The 15,270-nt window shown below is 58.3% G+C and carries 13 protein-coding genes and 1 pseudogene; 6 read left to right on the top strand and 8 right to left on the bottom strand.

All coding sequences use genetic code 11. The features are described 5' to 3' along the window. The first annotated feature begins 134 nt into the window (after positions 1-134). Positions 135-1,202 (top strand): alkene reductase, encoded by a 1,068-nt coding sequence (locus P3C52_RS06175; protein WP_275554294.1) that lies wholly within the window; start codon positions 135-137, stop codon positions 1,200-1,202. A gap of 38 nt (positions 1,203-1,240) precedes the next feature. Here the strand turns inward: P3C52_RS06175 and P3C52_RS06170 are convergent, their stop codons facing one another. Together P3C52_RS06170 and P3C52_RS06165 are read right to left on the bottom strand one after the other, a co-directional pair. Then, positions 1,241-2,551: a sorbosone dehydrogenase family protein gene (locus tag P3C52_RS06170; protein ID WP_275554293.1), complete on the bottom strand. Its 1,311-nt coding sequence runs from the start codon at positions 2,549-2,551 to the stop codon at positions 1,241-1,243. Then, a complete protein-coding gene (locus P3C52_RS06165; protein ID WP_275554292.1) occupies positions 2,548-2,988 on the bottom strand; it encodes a DUF2231 domain-containing protein in 441 nt (146 codons plus the stop codon). The genes P3C52_RS06170 and P3C52_RS06165 overlap by 4 nt, the downstream gene beginning before the upstream one ends. Before the next feature lie 208 nt (positions 2,989-3,196). Here P3C52_RS06165 and P3C52_RS06160 point away from each other — a divergent pair, with 208 nt between their 5' ends. Beyond that, positions 3,197-3,985, top strand: coding sequence for a siderophore-interacting protein (locus tag P3C52_RS06160; RefSeq protein ID WP_275554306.1), 789 nt, complete (start codon positions 3,197-3,199; stop codon positions 3,983-3,985). A gap of 57 nt (positions 3,986-4,042) precedes the next feature. Beyond that, positions 4,043-4,552: a PadR family transcriptional regulator gene (locus P3C52_RS06155; protein ID WP_275554291.1), complete on the top strand. Its 510-nt coding sequence runs from the start codon at positions 4,043-4,045 to the stop codon at positions 4,550-4,552. Between the two features lie 22 nt (positions 4,553-4,574). On the opposite strand, the gene P3C52_RS06150 is transcribed toward P3C52_RS06155, so the two are convergent. From P3C52_RS06150 to galB, 4 genes are read right to left on the bottom strand one after another with little or no spacing between them, the layout of a single operon-like run. Beyond that, positions 4,575-5,447 (bottom strand): DUF1932 domain-containing protein, encoded by an 873-nt coding sequence (locus P3C52_RS06150; protein WP_275554290.1) that lies wholly within the window; start codon positions 5,445-5,447, stop codon positions 4,575-4,577. After that, positions 5,444-6,532: a 4-oxalomesaconate tautomerase gene (locus P3C52_RS06145; protein ID WP_275554289.1), complete on the bottom strand. Its 1,089-nt coding sequence runs from the start codon at positions 6,530-6,532 to the stop codon at positions 5,444-5,446. Before P3C52_RS06145 ends, P3C52_RS06150 begins: the two co-directional genes overlap by 4 nt. A gap of 32 nt (positions 6,533-6,564) precedes the next feature. Then, the gene (locus P3C52_RS06140; protein ID WP_275554288.1) at positions 6,565-7,278 is read right to left on the bottom strand and encodes a 4-carboxy-4-hydroxy-2-oxoadipate aldolase/oxaloacetate decarboxylase; all 714 of its coding nucleotides are present in this window, start codon (positions 7,276-7,278) and stop codon (positions 6,565-6,567) included. Continuing rightward, positions 7,275-8,015 (bottom strand): 4-oxalmesaconate hydratase, encoded by a 741-nt coding sequence (gene galB, locus P3C52_RS06135; RefSeq protein ID WP_275554287.1) that lies wholly within the window; start codon positions 8,013-8,015, stop codon positions 7,275-7,277. Before galB ends, P3C52_RS06140 begins: the two co-directional genes overlap by 4 nt. A gap of 133 nt (positions 8,016-8,148) precedes the next feature. On the opposite strand from galB, the pseudogene P3C52_RS06130 reads away from it, so the two are divergent. The 3 genes and pseudogenes from P3C52_RS06130 (at position 8,149) to P3C52_RS06120 (ending at position 12,376) form a co-directional block, all read left to right on the top strand. Then, positions 8,149-9,383, top strand: a pseudogene (locus P3C52_RS06130) (LysR substrate-binding domain-containing protein). Between the two features lie 327 nt (positions 9,384-9,710). Continuing rightward, positions 9,711-11,090 (top strand): aromatic acid/H+ symport family MFS transporter, encoded by a 1,380-nt coding sequence (locus tag P3C52_RS06125; protein ID WP_275554286.1) that lies wholly within the window; start codon positions 9,711-9,713, stop codon positions 11,088-11,090. 14 nt (positions 11,091-11,104) lie between these two features. Further along, complete coding sequence (locus tag P3C52_RS06120) at positions 11,105-12,376, top strand: gallate dioxygenase (protein ID WP_275554285.1); 1,272 nt, start codon at positions 11,105-11,107, stop codon at positions 12,374-12,376. A gap of 90 nt (positions 12,377-12,466) precedes the next feature. On the opposite strand, the gene P3C52_RS06115 is transcribed toward P3C52_RS06120, so the two are convergent. Both P3C52_RS06115 and P3C52_RS06110 read right to left on the bottom strand, forming a co-directional pair. Next, the gene (locus P3C52_RS06115; RefSeq protein ID WP_275554284.1) at positions 12,467-13,567 is read right to left on the bottom strand and encodes an NADH:flavin oxidoreductase/NADH oxidase; all 1,101 of its coding nucleotides are present in this window, start codon (positions 13,565-13,567) and stop codon (positions 12,467-12,469) included. Between the two features lie 132 nt (positions 13,568-13,699). After that, complete coding sequence (locus P3C52_RS06110) at positions 13,700-15,130, bottom strand: sugar porter family MFS transporter (protein WP_275554283.1); 1,431 nt, start codon at positions 15,128-15,130, stop codon at positions 13,700-13,702. Positions 15,131-15,270 lie beyond the last annotated feature (140 nt).

Here is a 15,270-nt window from a genome sequence, read left to right as displayed (position 1 = left end):
GTCATATACGGAGCGCGCTTTAACAGAATATGCTGCGTACACATCTCTACTGCCTGCACGCATTGACGCTGCGCCGCCCCCTGCGCATGATGAATTTTCTGAAGTCTGACCTTCACTGAATGGATGAGAACGCTATGGCAAGTCTGTACCAACCGGTAAAAATCGGCGCGCTGGAATTAAAAAATCGTATCGTGATGGCGCCTCTGACGCGTATGCGCGCGGTTGACGCGCGCACGCCGAATGAAATCATGCTGAAACATTACGTGCAGCGCGCCAGCGCCGGGCTGATCGTCACCGAAGCAACTTCGGTCTCTCCGCAGGGCGTTGGCTATCCCAACACGCCGGGCATCTGGAGTGAGGAACAAATTGCCGGCTGGCGCAAAATCACCGATGCGGTGCATGAGGCAGGCGGCAAAATTGTAGTACAGCTGTGGCATGTGGGCCGCGTTTCCGATCCCATCCACCTGAACGGCGAACTTCCGGTCGCGCCCAGCGCCATTGCGCCGGAAGGACACGTTACGCTGGTGCGTCCGCAGCGCCCTTACGTTACGCCGCGCGCGCTGGAAACCAGCGAAATCGCCGGCATTGTGGAAGATTTCCGCCAGGCGGGGGAAAACGCTAAACGGGCAGGCTTTGACGGCATCGACATTCACGCCGCCAACGGCTATTTAATCGATCAATTCCTGCATGATGGCTCCAATAAACGCAGCGATCAGTACGGCGGTTCCATCGAAAACCGCGCCCGTTTTCTGCTGGAAATTGTGGATAGCCTGCTAACGGTCTGGTCTGCGGATCGCGTCGGCGTGCATCTGAACCTGATGTCCAACGCCTATTCCATGTCAGATTCTAATCCGCGGGCGCTATTTGGCTATGTGGCGGAACAGCTCAATGCGCGCCAGCTGGCCTTTATTTTTGCGCGCGAAGCGCTGACTCAGGCGGAGCCTATTGGCCCGCTGGTGCGTGAAAAATTCAGCGGCGCGTTTATCGCTAACGAGGGCATTACTCAAGAAGAGGCGGAAAAGCTGATTGCCGAAGGCAGTGCCGACGCTGTCAGCTTCGGCAAGCTGTTTATCGCTAATCCCGATTTGGTGGCGCGCTTTACCCGACAGGCGCCGCTGAACGCGCTGAACAACGATACCATCTATCGTATGGAGCCGCCGTTCGAGCGCGGTTATACCGATTATCCTTTCCTGAACGCGTAACGCTTTCCCGGAGCGCCGCAGCGCTCCGGGAACATAGATTACTGCGCCGCGCTCACGCGCCAGACGGTATTGCCTGCGTCATCCGCAATCAATACGCCGCCCTGCTTATCCATCGCTAACCCAACCGGCAGGCCGCGCACTTCTTTCTGATCGTCGCTTAAAAAGCCAGTCACAAAAGGTTCCGGCTTACCGACCGGCTGACCATTCTGGAACGCGACAAACGACACGCGATAGCCGTTGAGCGGCGAGCGATCCCAACTGCCATGCTCGCTGATTAAGGCGCCGCCGCGATATTTTTCCGGCAGATTGCTGCCGGTATAGAACAGCAGTCCCAGCGGCGCAACGTGCGAACTCAGCGCATAATCAGGTTTGATCGCCTTTTTCACCAGATCCGGGCGCTGCGGCATCACGCGATGATCGATATGATCGCCGAAATAGCTATAGGGCCAGCCGTAAAAGCCGCCTTCCTGCACTGAGGTCAGATAATCTGGCACCAGATCGGCACCGATCTCATCGCGTTCATTCACGATCGCCCACAGTTTGCCGGTTTGCGGTTCCCACTGTAGGCCGGTGGGATTACGCAGCCCGCTGGCGTAAATGCGGCTGCCGCCGGTGGCGGTATCCACTTCCAGCACCGCCGCGCGGCGATACTCGGCGCCGAGGCCGTTTTCCATCGTATTGCTGTTGGAGCCGACGCCGACATACAGTTTGCTGCCGTCCGGGCTGGCCAGCAGCGATTTTGTCCAGTGATGGTTAAGCGGGCCGCCCGGCAAATCGCTCACTTCCGTGCCGGGATCGGTAATACGCGTGGAACCGCTCTCATAGCGATAGCGCATAATATTGTCCGCATTCGCCACATAGAGCGTATCGCCCACCAGCTGCACGCCGAACGGCGAGTGCAGATTTTCAAGGAAGATATATTTCTCCCAGGTCACGCCATCGCCGCTGGGATTACGCAGCAGCGTAATGCGATTGCCGCCTTTCCCGCCCTTGCCGGAGGATTTCTGCACCATGCCCATAATCAGCTGTTTGGGCATGGTAACCGGCTTGCCGGCGGGGCTGTTGGCTTCCACCACCAGCACATCATTATTAGGCAGCACATAAACCTGGCGCGGATGCATCAGGCCGTCCGCCACTTTGGTGATTTGCAGACCGTCAGCGACTTTTGGCTTCTCGCCCGCTTGCCAGGGAACGCCTTTCGGCACCTGCATCGGCGGCAACAAAAAATCCTGCGCCTTCGGCAACACCGGATTCGGCCCAACCTGCTGGCTGGGATCGACAGAAGCCTGCTCATCACAGCCGCTCAGCAGCAGCGCGGAAGAAACGGCGAGCAATAAGAGTTTATTCATCGGGCCGCTCCTTGTGCGGTACGCAGGCGCAGGGCCAGCTGAATATTGGCCAGGCAAAGCAGCGCCACCACCAGAGTCGAAAGAATAACGCCCGCAGGCACCACGGCATAAGCGTCGCGGCTGTGGACAAAGGCGTTGAATATCGCCAGCACGATCGCCAGCAGGTTAGCCCAAAAGTGAATCTTTACCGGCGAGGTTTGCGGCCAGGAGACGCCGACCCAGGTCTGCACCAGATTAATCAGCCGCGGAATAATGGCGATAATCAGCCCAAACGCAATCAGCCAGCTGGCGCTTTTCGTCCACATGGGGTTGTAACTTTTCAGATAAATAATGTCGAAAATCCAGGCGGCGACAAAAAATCCCAGCGGAACAGGATTAAGAAATTCATACAGCGCCACAGCAAGCGCAGAGTTGCGTCTGGTCGCGTTCGGGTTCATTAGCAGGCTCCTGAAGGATATGGAATGACCGGCCACAATGGGTTTGCCGCCGTATCGCTATCCTGAAAAAGCGTAGTAAAAGTAATGCGTTTCGCGCAAAAAAGTGCCGAAAATAGTTAACTGTTACCAAAAGGGATCGAAAAGCCGCTTGCACTAAAGATATATCTTAGATATGTTTCTGCTCACCCTTACCGAAGAGACGATAACGATGAGCGCAGAAACACCTGTCCAGGCCTGGCCCCTTCCCTCGCGCAGAAAAAATCAGCTGAGACTGCGTCAGCTACGTGTTCAGAGCAAAACGCAAATCGGCAGCTTCTGGCGCATTTGCTTAACCGGCGACGATCTGCAGGGCTTTACCTCCCACAGCTTTGACGATCATATAAAGCTCTTTTTCCCCGATGCGGAAAATGGCGAACTGGTACTGCCAGCAGTGGGCGATCAGGGCGTGGTGTGGCCGGAAGGCAAACGTCCGCAGTCGCGTGACTACACGCCGCTGGCCTATGACGCGGCAGCCAATACATTAACGCTCGATTTCTTTATTCATCCGGGCGGCCTCGCCAGCGGCTGGGCCGAAAAGGCGCAGCCGGGCGATCCGCTGGTGATCGGCGGCCCGCGCGGCTCGTTCTGTATGCCGCTGGAATATGCTTTCCAGCTCTACCTGTGTGATGAGTCCAGCCTGCCGGCGTTAGGCCGCCGCCTGGCGGAAATCGCCGCGGCGCAGATCGATGCGGAGATCCATGTGATGATCATGGCGGATGAAGCCCAGACGAGAGCCTATCTGCCCTCGCTGGCGAACGTAACCTGCCACTTCCTGCCCGCTGGCGATGTTGATGCCGCGCTGAGCGCGCTGGCAGAGCTGGCGATCCCGCAGCAGGGCTATTTCCTGTGGCTAACCGGCGAAGGCGATCGGGTTAAAACCTTAATCGACTACCTGACCGAACAGCGCGGAATCAATGAAAACTATCTGCGCGGCGTCGCCTACTGGCATCGTAAATAACCGCTTATTCCCGGTCTCACGGACCGGGAATTTTTTAACCAGGCAATGTGAAATAAAATGATGAAAGAGAAAAAACATTCCGGCTTTTTTGCCCATAAAAAACGTAAAGAGCGTCTGCTGGACGCCACGGAAACCCGCCTGCTGATCCTGAGCATTCTCGATTCGCGTCCGGCGCACGGCTATGAAATTATCCGGGCGATTGAGGAGCTGTCGCGTGGCGAATACGCGCCCAGTCCGAGCCTGATTTACCCTAACCTGACGCTGATGGAAGAGATGGGGCACGTCAGCGCGGAAACGGGCGAAGGCAATAAGAAAAACCATTTTATTACCGATGCAGGCAAAGCATTCCTGGCACAGCAGCAGGAACCGCTGGCGCGCGTCACCGGTCGCCTGCAATCGCTGGCGGTGCTGGCCAACAACCGCGGCCTGCCGGAAGTACAGCGCGCCATTCATAATATGCGCATGGCGCTGAATACGCGCCTGGCCGACGAGCAGATCTCGCAGCAGTCGCTGCATGCCATTATCGACGTGCTGGACGACGCCGCGAAAAAGATCGAACGCAGCTAACGCGCGCTATCCGCTGGCCTGTTCAGGCCAGCTTATCCACCGTCTGCTGCCAGCTAAACGGCAGCAGCATTTGATAGTCAATCTGCTTTTGCGCCATCTGTTCTACCAGCGCCAGCTGGCTTTCCGCGATCGCCTGGCTCATGGTGCCGGACAGGGCGACATCCTGTAGCATTTTCACCACTTCGCGCATCTCCTCCGAGCGCCGACGGCCATGCTGCGCCACGCGACTGATCAGGTAATCCGCCAGCTCGCCGTGCCAGCCGAGCGAGGGAAAACTGGCGTGCAGCGAATCCAGCACCGCCTCCTCAACGCCATAGCGTCGCGCGGCGGTCAGACACTCGGTGGTCAGCGCTTCCAGCCCTTTGATCATTACGCTGCGACACATCTTAATCGCCGAAACGTCACCGACGCGATCGCTGAGCGCCTGCGCATGACAGCCCCAAAGCCGCAGTTGCGCGGCGACGCGCTCCGCCTCTTTCCCGCCCAGCAGCAGCGGCGTACGCAGCCGCGCCGGTGGCACTGGCGCCATCACCGCCACATCCAGGTAGTTGCCCTGCCGCTGCGTAACGGCCCGCTCCGCGCTGCGCTTGGTTTCCGGCGCTACCGAATTAAAATCGAGAAACGTCTGGCGCTGGGTTAAAAGCGGCGCCGCTTCCTGCGCCAGCGTCAGCGCGCTATCGGCGGTTACCAGCGAAAAGATCAGCTGTGCATCGGCGATCGCCGCCGCCAAAGACGCCGCCGGTGTCACGCCCGCCTGCTCCGCCTTCGCCAGCATCGCATCGCGCTCCGGGCCGACAAATTTCAGATCCCAGACGTTTACCTGCACCTTATCAGCCAGATCGCTGGCAAAGATGGTTCCCGCCTCACCGAAACCAATAATGGCTACCGTCGTCATTGTTTCCCCTCACTGAACAGCGTAGCGGGCACCGCCACGCGACCGTCGAACAGCAGGCGCGCGGTACGCAGCAGGCCGCTGTTGGTAATGTTGCCGTCGCTATCACGCGTCAGCAGCACGCTAAATTCACCCTGCGGATGCTCAACCTGAATACGCTGTTGCGGCGCCTCGCTGACCTGTGCCAGTCCGGCGGTGACGCTGCCCTCGCTCAGGCAGGCGGTCGCCACGCTGACCGCGCCCAGCACGCCGATCGACGCGTGACAGCGATGCGGAATAAAGGTGCGGCTGCTGATGGTGCCGCCAGCGCGCGGCGCGGCAACCAGCGTCATTTTTGGCACGGTGCGGGCGCTTACATCGCCCAGATTCATCTTCGGCCCGGCCTGCAAACGGATCGACTCCAACCGCTGCTTCAGTTCGCTGTCGTTATCCAGCACCTCGCGGCTTTCATAACCGCTGCGCTGCAAATCGGCGGCGCGCACCAGCACCACCGGCATGCCGTTATCGATACAGGTCACGTCGATACCGTCAAAGCGATCGCGCGTATTGCCGGTAGGAAGCAGCGCGCCGCAGCTGGAACCGGCAATATTCTGGAAATTCAGCACGATCTCCGCCGCCGTCCCCGGCACGCCGTCGATATGCAGCTCACCTTCATAGTTCACATCGCCATCCGGCGTCTGCACCTCCGCCACCGCCAGCTGACCGGTGTTTTCCATCCAGATACGCACCTGAGTTTTATCACCGGTCGGCGTCACCAGCCCGCGCTCGATGGCAAAAGGGCCGACCGCCGCCAGAATATTGCCGCAGTTTTGTCCGTAATCGACCCGCGCCTTGTCCACGTTAACCTGGGCAAACAGATAATCCACATCCGCCTGCGGATGCCGGGATCGACGCACGATCGCCACCTTACTGGTTAGCGGATCGCCGCCGCCGATCCCGTCGATCTGGCGCGCGTCGGGCGATCCCATAACCGCCAGCAGCAGACGATCGCGCAGCGCCGGATCGGACGGCAGATCTTCCGCCAGGAAGCAGGCGGCTTTCGAGGTGCCGCCGCGCATTAATAAACAGGGAATAAAATGCTGTCTCATTGCTTGCTCCTTCACCCGGCGCGGGCGCCAGTTTATTCCGCGACGTCGTCCGCGCAGTCGTAATAGCGCAGGCCCTTTTCCGCCAGCCGGGCACGCATCTGATAAATATCCAGGCCCAGCTCGCCCGCCGCCAGCCGCGCCCGCTTCGTCTCTTCCAGCGCCACGCGCTGCTGCGCCTTATCCAGCACCGTCACCGCCTGCTCGCGCGGCACAATCACTACGCCGTCATCGTCCGCCACCACCACGTCGCCGGGATTGACCAGCTGTCCGGCGCAAACCACCGGCACGTTCACCGATCCCAGCGTCTCTTTCACCGTGCCCTGCGCACAGACCACGCGCGACCAGACCGGAAAGCCCATGTCACGCAACGTCTGGCTGTCGCGAATGCCAATATCGCCCACCAGCGCCACCACGCCGCGCGCCTGAAGCGAGGTCGCCAGCAGATCGCCAAAGAAGCCGTCGCTGCATGGCGAAGTTGGCGCAACCAGCAAAATATCGCCCGGCTGGCACTGCTCAACGGCCACGTGGAACATCCAGTTATCGCCCGGCGTCACCAGCACCGTCACTGCGCTGCCGGAGACCGCCTTCCCCTGCTGAATAGGTCTGATGACTGCGTCCAGCAAACCCTGGCGCTGATGCGCTTCATGTACTGTCGCCACGCCATACTGGGCGAACTGCTCAACGACCCGGCGCTCAGCACGCGGGATCTGGCGTATCACCACGCCCTTTTTGCCAACCAGACTCATGACAAATCTTCCGTCACGCGCGGGAAGATGCTTTGATAGTCTTCGCCGTGGGTAATCTTTTTGTCGGCGGTAATGCCGATATTGCGCTGCGCCTGCACGCCGCGCTGCAGCGCCACGCGGGTGTAATATTCCCAGAGATGTTCCTGCCCCTGCATACACTGAATGGCGCGATATTTTTTCTGCCAGACAGCGGTGATATCCAGCAGCACATCCGGCTTCCAGTTGCACTGCTCCGGCTGATGCGGTTCAAAGCAGTAAACCGGCGGCGCGCCAACGATTTTCTCGCCCGGACGATAGCCTTCCGCCTGCGCAATAATGCGCGCTTCCTGCGCCAGATGGGTGGCCTGCGGATGGTCGTAGTTATAGGGATCCTGCAGCGAATGAGTTAAAACGAAATGGGGTTGAACGCGGCGATAAACGTCCGCCAGGCGGAACAGGGTTTCTTTATCACAGCGCAGCGGATAGTCGCCCAGATCGAAAAACTCGATAGTTGCACCGAGGATCTCCGCCGCTGCCGTCGCCTCTTCACGGCGCACCGCTTTTACTTTCTCTTCGGTCATTTCGCCTTTGCGCCACAGCTTCGCCGATTCGCCTCTTTCGCCAAACGAAAGGCAAACGATATGCATCTGGTAGCCGCGCTCGCCGTGCAGCGCAATGGCGCCGCCCGCGCGCCAGACGAAATCAGCCGAGTGGGCGCTAACTACCAGCGCGCTTTTCTGCGTCGTTTTATCACTCATGGTCTTTACCTTTGCCGTTGCTGTTTTTTTCATCCTGTCACGCGGCCAGCGGCGACGGGTAATCAGTTTATTTGCAGCAGCTATGTATTTTATTTATGTTGTGAAATCGCTCCCGCCCGGATGGAAGAACGCAATGCGCAAAGGCAATGAAAAAGAATTATTAAATATCATGCAGATAAGAGCATTTTGCATGATTGCCAGCCACGGTACGGTTTCAAAGGCTGCGGAAGAATTATTTCGTACCCAGTCGGCCATCACGCGCGCGGTACGCGATCTGGAGCAAACTTTAGCGGTCTCGTTATTCGAACGGCACGCCAGCGGCATGCTGCTAACCGACTTCGGCAAGGCGGTTTTGCCGCGTGCCCAGCGGGCGATGGCCGAACTCAATACCATCCCGGCGATGCTGGCGAAACAGCGCCAGCGCGAAAGCAACCAGCGCGAGAACAGCGAACCGCTCTGGCTCTATAACGGACGCCGCCTTCAGCTTTTTCTCGCGCTCTGCCATTTGCACCACACGCAAACGGTCGCCAGCCAGGCGGGCATCAGCCAGCCTGCGGTCAGCGCGGCGCTGAAGGTGCTGGAAAAAGGCGCCGGACAGGCGCTGTTTCAACGGACGCCGAAAGGTATGATGCCGGTAGCGGTCGCCAGAGAGATGGCGGTAAATATCAGCCGGGCGCTGAATGAGTTACGCCGCATCCCGGAAGATATTGCCGCGCGTCAGGGGATGCTGGTGGGCAGCATCCAGATTGGCGCGCTGCCGCTCAGCCGTACGCGTCTGTTGCCAGAGGCGGTGGTGAAATTAATCGCGCGCCATCCCGGCGTGCAGGTGATAACCAATGAGAGCGACTTCAGCACGCTGGTGTCCGCCTGCGCTCCGGCGATATCGATCTGATTGTTGGCGCGCTGCGGCAGGAAACAGAAGTGGCGGATATGGTGAATGAAGCCCTGTTCAGCGAGGAACTGGTGCTGCTGGCGCGGCCCGGTCATCCGTTAACCCAGCGCGCCATTACGCCACAGGATTTAAGCGCAACGCAATGGATTCTGCCGCGTCCGGCGACGCCCGCGCGCTATTTGTTGCAGCACGCTTTCCTGGCGCTCGGCATCGCCGCGCCGCAGCCGGTAGTGGAAACCGGCGATCTGGCGATGGTGCGCGGACTGCTGCTGCATTCCGATATGCTGGCGGCGGTCTCTTCCCACCAGCTTGAGTATGAAGTTAAAGCGGGGCTGTTGATCGCCCTGCCGCTGGCGCTGCCGACCACGCGGCGCGATATTGGCCTGACGTTCCGCCACGGCGCGCTGCATTCACCGGCCACCGCTGCGTTGATGCATTGCCTGCGCGAGGTGGCCGCCGAGCAGTCAGCGGAGTAAGCCACCAGGCCTGACGACACTGGCGTCAGGCCATCAGCCATCAGCCATCAGCCATCAGCCATCAGCCATCGGCCATCAAATATTTTTCTGATGCAAAATAAAGAGATCATCATAATCCCATTGATATAACTGTAATTTATTTGAAAATTACCGCCTTTCCCTTTGTTATGCCTCTCACAAAATAAACAAAACTCATACCTCTAAAACGTTTTTTTGGCAGACAGCCCTCTTTAACGCTTTTAGCTTTTCCGCTTACAGACAACGCAGTTCACCTGACGTTCTGGCACATAAAAAGCCCCTGAGGGCAGATAAATGAGAGCGTACCCTATGAACCATCGCAATATAACCGACGTAAAAGCGTGGATCGACCAACGGCCCGTTTCCGCGCAGCAGTGGAAGATTTTGCTGCTGTGCCTGACGATTATTATGTTTGATGGCTACGACGCCGCGGTCATGGGCTTTATCGCACCGGCGTTAATCGAAGAGTGGCACATTACCCGTTCCGTAATGGGGCCGATTCTTGGCGCAGCGATGTTTGGCGTGGCGATTGGCGCGCTGATTGCCGGGCCGATCGCCGATCGCATCGGCCGCAAGCGCGTTATTCTGATGTCGGTATTCTTTTTTGCCGCCTTCAGCCTGCTCTGCATCTTTGCCCGTACTCCGACCGAAATGGCGCTGCTGCGCTTTATCGCAGGCCTGGGCCTTGGCGCCGTCATGCCCAACTGCGTCACGCTGATTGCGGAATATATGCCGGAGCGCCGTAAAGGTTTAATGATTACGCTGATGTTCAGCGGCTTTAATATCGGATCCGGGCTGGGCGGCTTTATCGCCGCCGGTTTGCTGGCGCACGCTAACTGGCAGGCGGTGATCCTGTTTGGCGGTGTGGCGCCGCTACTGCTGCTGCCGCTGCTGATCTATGCGCTGCCGGAATCGATCCCCAATATGGTGGTACGCAGAATATCGCGCGAAAAAATCGCGCAGGCGATGAACCGCATCGGCGGCAACTTTACGGCGGAAACCACCTTTGTGATTAACTCGCCGGTGGTCAATAAAAAGAACCCGGTTTCGCAGCTGTTTCGCAATGGCTTTGCCCGCGGCACCCTTATTCTGTGGGTAACCTATTTTATGGGCCTGTTTGTGATCTACCTGCTGAACGGCTGGCTGCCGACCATTATGCGATCTGGCGGCATCTCGCTGGAGCAGGCGGCCATTACCGCCGGTCTGTTCCAGCTTGGCGGCCCGCTCGGCGGCATTATCGTCGGCATGATGATGGATAAGCTGAACCCGCGCCTGGTGATCGGCCTGACCTATCTGCTGGGCAGCCTCTGTCTGCTGTTTCAGGGGCTGGCAGGCTTCACCGGCGTATCGCTGGGCATCATCGTCTTCATTATCGGCATGTGCATTAACGGTGCGCAAAATGGTTTGCAGGTGCTTACTCCTGCCTGGTATCCCACAGAAATCCGCGCCACCGGCGTCAGCTGGATGCACGGCATCGGCCGCAGCGGGGCCATCCTTAGCTCCTCCATTGGCGGCGTGCTGTTAATGGCCTTCCCCGGCCAGCTGGCGATTTTCCTGATTCTGGCGTTGCCGGCGCTGTTGGCCGCGTTCGCCATCATGATGCACAGAAAAGTGAATCCACCCATGAAAATAAAAGGGGCGACGCTGTCTGATGTCCCGGAGCTTTCTCAAACCTTAAATAACCGATAACGGGAGTACCTGTCATGGCAAAAATTATCGGCGGTCTGGCGGTTTCACACACGCCAACTATCGGTTTCGCGGTCGATCATAACAAGCAGGAAGAGGCGGCGTGGCAGCCTATTTTCACCGGTTTCGAGCCGATGCAGCGCTGGCTGGAGGAGAAGAAGCCGGACGCGCTGGTCTATATCTTCAACGACCACGTCACCTCCTTTTTCTTCGATCACTATTCCAGTTTCGTGCTGGGCATCGATAACGAATATGCAGTCGCCGATGAAGGCGGCGGCCCGCGCGATCTGCCGCCGGTTAAAGGCGATGCGGCGCTGTCGCGCCATATCGGGGCTAGTCTGATGTCGGATGAGTTTGATATGTCGTTTTTTATGAATAAGCCGCTGGATCACGGCCTCTTCTCGCCGCTTTCCGCGCTGATGCCCCATGAAAACGGCTGGCCCGCGCCTGTGGTTCCGCTGCAAATTGGCGTTTTGCAGTTCCCTGTTCCCAGCGCCAAACGCTGCTATAAGCTGGGCCAGGCGTTACGGCGCGCCATTGAAAGCTACCCGCAGGACATTAACGTAGCGATTATTGCCACCGGCGGCCTGTCGCATCAGGTACACGGCGAGCGCTGCGGCTTTAACAATACCGAATGGGATGCGCAGTTTGTCGATCTGATCGTCAACGACCCGGAGCGTTTAACCGAGATGACCATTGCGGAATATGCAGAGCTGGGCGGCGTGGAAGGCGCAGAAATTATCATGTGGCTGGTGATGCGCGGCGCGCTGTCGGCCAATGTGGAAAAGGTGCATCAGGCTTACTATCTGCCGTCGATGACCGGCATCGCCACGCTGATTCTGGAGAACAAAGCGGGTACGCTGCCGCTGGATACGATGCAACGCCATCGCGATAAAATGCAGCGCGAGCTGGCGGGCATTGAAAAGCTGCCCGGCACCTACCCTTTCACGCAGGAGCGCAGCCTGAAAGCGATACGTCTGAACCACTTCCTGCATCAGCTGATCCAGCCTGCCCGACGCGAACGTTTTCTGACGCAGCCGCAGGCGCTGTTTGATGAGGCGCAGCTGACTGACGAGGAGCAAAAGCTGTTAACCCAGCTCGACTGGCGCGGGCTGATCCAGTATGGCGCCAGCTTTTTCCTGCTGGAGAAACTGGGCGCGGTGACCGGCGTTTCCAACCTGCACATTTATGCGGCGATGCGCGGCGTCAGCCTGAGCGAGTTCCAGCAAACGCGTAATCAGCAGGTGACCTATTCTGTGGCGGGCAAATCAGCTACGCCGGTTAAATAAAGCGGCACGCAGGAAGGGATAAAAATTGCTGTCAGCAGAGGGAAAACGGAGAGGGAAAATGCCTCCGGCGTCCGCCGGAGGCAGCTAACGTTATTCGCTAACGCGATAGCGTTCCAGCCAGTGAGCGTAAGGCGCAGGCAGCACCCAGGCGGCTTTATCTTCTTTCAGCGCCAGCGCTGCCTGGTAAGGCCAGTGCGGATTCGCCAGGTGCGCGCGACCGACCATCACCAGATCCAGCTGCTGCTGTTCTACGGTGCGGTTGGCAATCGCAGGCGCATCGATGCCCCAGGCGGAAGCGACCGGAATATTGGCTTCACGACGCACATGTTCAGCGATCGGCGCCAGGAAAGCCGGGCCCCACGGAATATTGGCGTCCGGCGTGGAGAAGCCGACGCTGACGCTCAGCAGATCCAGACCGCCAGCGCGCATCTGACGCGTAACTTCAATCGATTCTTCCAGCGTCTGCTCATCGCGACCGTCATACTCAATCACGCCAAAACGCGCGGTCAGCGGCAGGTTTTCCGGCCAGACATGGCGGACAGCTTCCAGCGTTTCCAGCATAAAGCGGCTACGGCCAGCCAGATCGCCGCCGTACTGATCCTGACGCTGGTTCGCCTGTACAGAGAAGAAGCTCTGCGCCAGATAGCCGTGGGCGAAGTGCAGCTCCAGCCATTCGAAACCGGCATCGCGGGCGCGACGGGCGGCGGTGGCGAAATCTTCACGCACGCGTGCAATATCGTCCAGCGTCATCGCTTTCGGCACCTGCGGCAGGTTTGCGCCAAAGGCGATCGCGGATGGCGCGATGGTTTCCCAGCCGCGGCCATCGTCAGCAGCGATATGATCGTCGCCTTCCCACGGACGGTTTGCGCTCGCTTTGCGTCCGGCGTGTGCAATCTGAATACCCGGCACGGCGCCTGCCGCTTTAATATCACGGGCGATCTGCGCCAGCTTTTCCGCCTGCTCGTCGTTCCAGATGCCGAGGCAGCCTGGGGTGATGCGGCCTTCCGGCGCAACCGCCGTAGCTTCAACGATAACCAGGCCAGCGCCGCCGCGCGCCAGGCCGCTGTAGTGAACGCTGTGCCAGTCGTTGCTCAGGCCGTCAGTTGCGGTGTACTGACACATCGGCGGCACCGCAATGCGATTACGCAGCGTCACGTCTTTCAAAGAAAACGGTGTAAATAAACCTGACATGTAAACCCCTTGCATTCAGGAAGTGTGAATATGGCAAAGCCGGTCAGCGACCGGCTCTGAATAATAACCAGAACAGAAATGTTGCTGGCTATCGAACCCCAAAGAGGCCCGATAATAGCCTGCTCGCGCGTTTTAAACTTCGCCGTATTTGCTACGCATCATATTTTCGATCTCTTCCAGGCTCTTGCCGCGCGTCTCCGGCAGCAGGAAGTAAACAAAGACAAATGAGCCGATATTCAGTAGCACAAAGATAAAGAAGGTTTGATTACCGATCAGGCTCAGCGTCAGCGGGAAAGCAAAGGCGACGATGGCATTACAGATCCACTGAAACGACACGGCGGTGCCAGCCAGCGCACCACGAATTTTCATCGGGAACAGCTCTGACATCAGCAGCCAGTAAACCGGCGAAATGCACATCTGCATAAAGAACAGGAAAACCAGAATGCTGGCTAACGCCAGGTAGCTCTGCAACAGGTTTTGCGGCAGCAGCGTCAGCGTCAGGCCCAGCGCAACCTGCGCTAAAATCACCACGCTCAGACCGGTCATCAACATGCGGCGACGGCTGAAGCGGCTGACCGCCCAGATGCCAACCAGCACCGCAATGACCGAAACCACGCCGTTACCAATGGTGGCGGCGATAGATGCGTTGGTGCCCAGGCCGGTGGTTTTCAGGATAATCGGCGTGTAATACATAAAGGCGTTAACGCCGGTAAACTGCAGTACAAAGCCCAGTCCGCAGCCGGTTAACAGCAGGCGGATCACCCAACGCTCTTTCAGCAGCTCTTTTACCGATGGCCCTTTTCGCGCCAGCTTCTCCTGCTTGCGCATATCCGCCATCTCTTTGCGCACCTCGCGCGGCGTCTCGCGCAGCTTTTTCAGCACTTTTAACGCTTCGCTAAAGCGCCCTTCCGATACCAGCCAGTGCGGCGAAGCCGGTACGAAAAAGGTACCGATAAACAGCAGGATGCCCGGCACCATCGCCAGCGCCAACATATAGCGCCAGATATGCGGATCGTGCAGCGCATAGCTCATCACGGTACTGATGATATAGGCGGTAAGCTGACCGACAACGATCATCAGTTCATTGCGGCTGACCAGCGACGCGCGCCGTTTCGGTCCGGCGATTTCAGCGATAAACACCGGCACCGTTGAGGAGCCGCCGCCCACCGCCACGCCTAAGATAAAGCGCATAATCACCATGCTGGTAACCGAAGGCGCAACGGCAGTGCCCAGCGCGCCGGCAACAAACAGCAGTGCCAGACTGCGCAAAGTCATGCGGCGGCCAAAGCGATCGGAAACAAATCCGCTAAGGAAAGAACCCAGCGCCGCGCCGAAAATTAGCGATGAAGCGACCAGCCCTTCAGTGAAAGAGTTGAGCCCCAGGCCGCCTTGTGAAGGCGCGCTGGACATAAACGGCAACGCGCCGGAAATGATGCCGGTATCGTAGCCGTAAGCGAGCGCGCCCATGGTGGCTACCAGCACCACAATAAAGATGCGCTGTCTGACGGACTCTTTGGTTTCTGTTTGATCAGCGGGATGCTGGTCGGATGGATAATCGGTCATATCGCTCCCTGTTATCGGTTTTGTAATAATTTGTGCAGGTGTTACCCACTGAATTTAAAGCGCTTTACTTGGTTAAAACTGAGAAAGGTAAAGATAAGTTTAGACAGGCTTCGCTGAGATCGCCTGTTTTCGTGATGAGG

The sequence above is a fragment of the Mixta sp. Marseille-Q2659 genome (assembly GCF_940807255.1).
GTDB lineage: Bacteria > Pseudomonadota > Gammaproteobacteria > Enterobacterales > Enterobacteriaceae > Mixta.
This window is presented reverse-complemented; position numbering and strand designations above follow the sequence as displayed.

Excerpts from the sequence above, each read along its gene's own strand:
- P3C52_RS06165 (WP_275554292.1), bottom strand. The coding sequence starts at position 2,988 with ATGAACCCGAACGCGACCAGACGCAACTCTGCGCTTGCTGTGGCGCTG.
- P3C52_RS06125 (WP_275554286.1), top strand. The coding sequence starts at position 9,711 with ATGAACCATCGCAATATAACCGACGTAAAAGCGTGGATCGACCAACGG.
- P3C52_RS06115 (WP_275554284.1), bottom strand. The coding sequence starts at position 13,567 with ATGTCAGGTTTATTTACACCGTTTTCTTTGAAAGACGTGACGCTGCGT.
- P3C52_RS06175 (WP_275554294.1), top strand. The coding sequence starts at position 135 with ATGGCAAGTCTGTACCAACCGGTAAAAATCGGCGCGCTGGAATTAAAA.
- P3C52_RS06145 (WP_275554289.1), bottom strand. The coding sequence starts at position 6,532 with ATGAGACAGCATTTTATTCCCTGTTTATTAATGCGCGGCGGCACCTCG.
- P3C52_RS06150 (WP_275554290.1), bottom strand. The coding sequence starts at position 5,447 with ATGACGACGGTAGCCATTATTGGTTTCGGTGAGGCGGGAACCATCTTT.
- P3C52_RS06110 (WP_275554283.1), bottom strand. The coding sequence starts at position 15,130 with ATGACCGATTATCCATCCGACCAGCATCCCGCTGATCAAACAGAAACC.
- P3C52_RS06155 (WP_275554291.1), top strand. The coding sequence starts at position 4,043 with ATGATGAAAGAGAAAAAACATTCCGGCTTTTTTGCCCATAAAAAACGT.
- P3C52_RS06120 (WP_275554285.1), top strand. The coding sequence starts at position 11,105 with ATGGCAAAAATTATCGGCGGTCTGGCGGTTTCACACACGCCAACTATC.
- P3C52_RS06140 (WP_275554288.1), bottom strand. The coding sequence starts at position 7,278 with ATGAGTCTGGTTGGCAAAAAGGGCGTGGTGATACGCCAGATCCCGCGT.
- galB (WP_275554287.1), bottom strand. The coding sequence starts at position 8,015 with ATGAGTGATAAAACGACGCAGAAAAGCGCGCTGGTAGTTAGCGCCCAC.
- P3C52_RS06160 (WP_275554306.1), top strand. The coding sequence starts at position 3,197 with ATGAGCGCAGAAACACCTGTCCAGGCCTGGCCCCTTCCCTCGCGCAGA.
- P3C52_RS06170 (WP_275554293.1), bottom strand. The coding sequence starts at position 2,551 with ATGAATAAACTCTTATTGCTCGCCGTTTCTTCCGCGCTGCTGCTGAGC.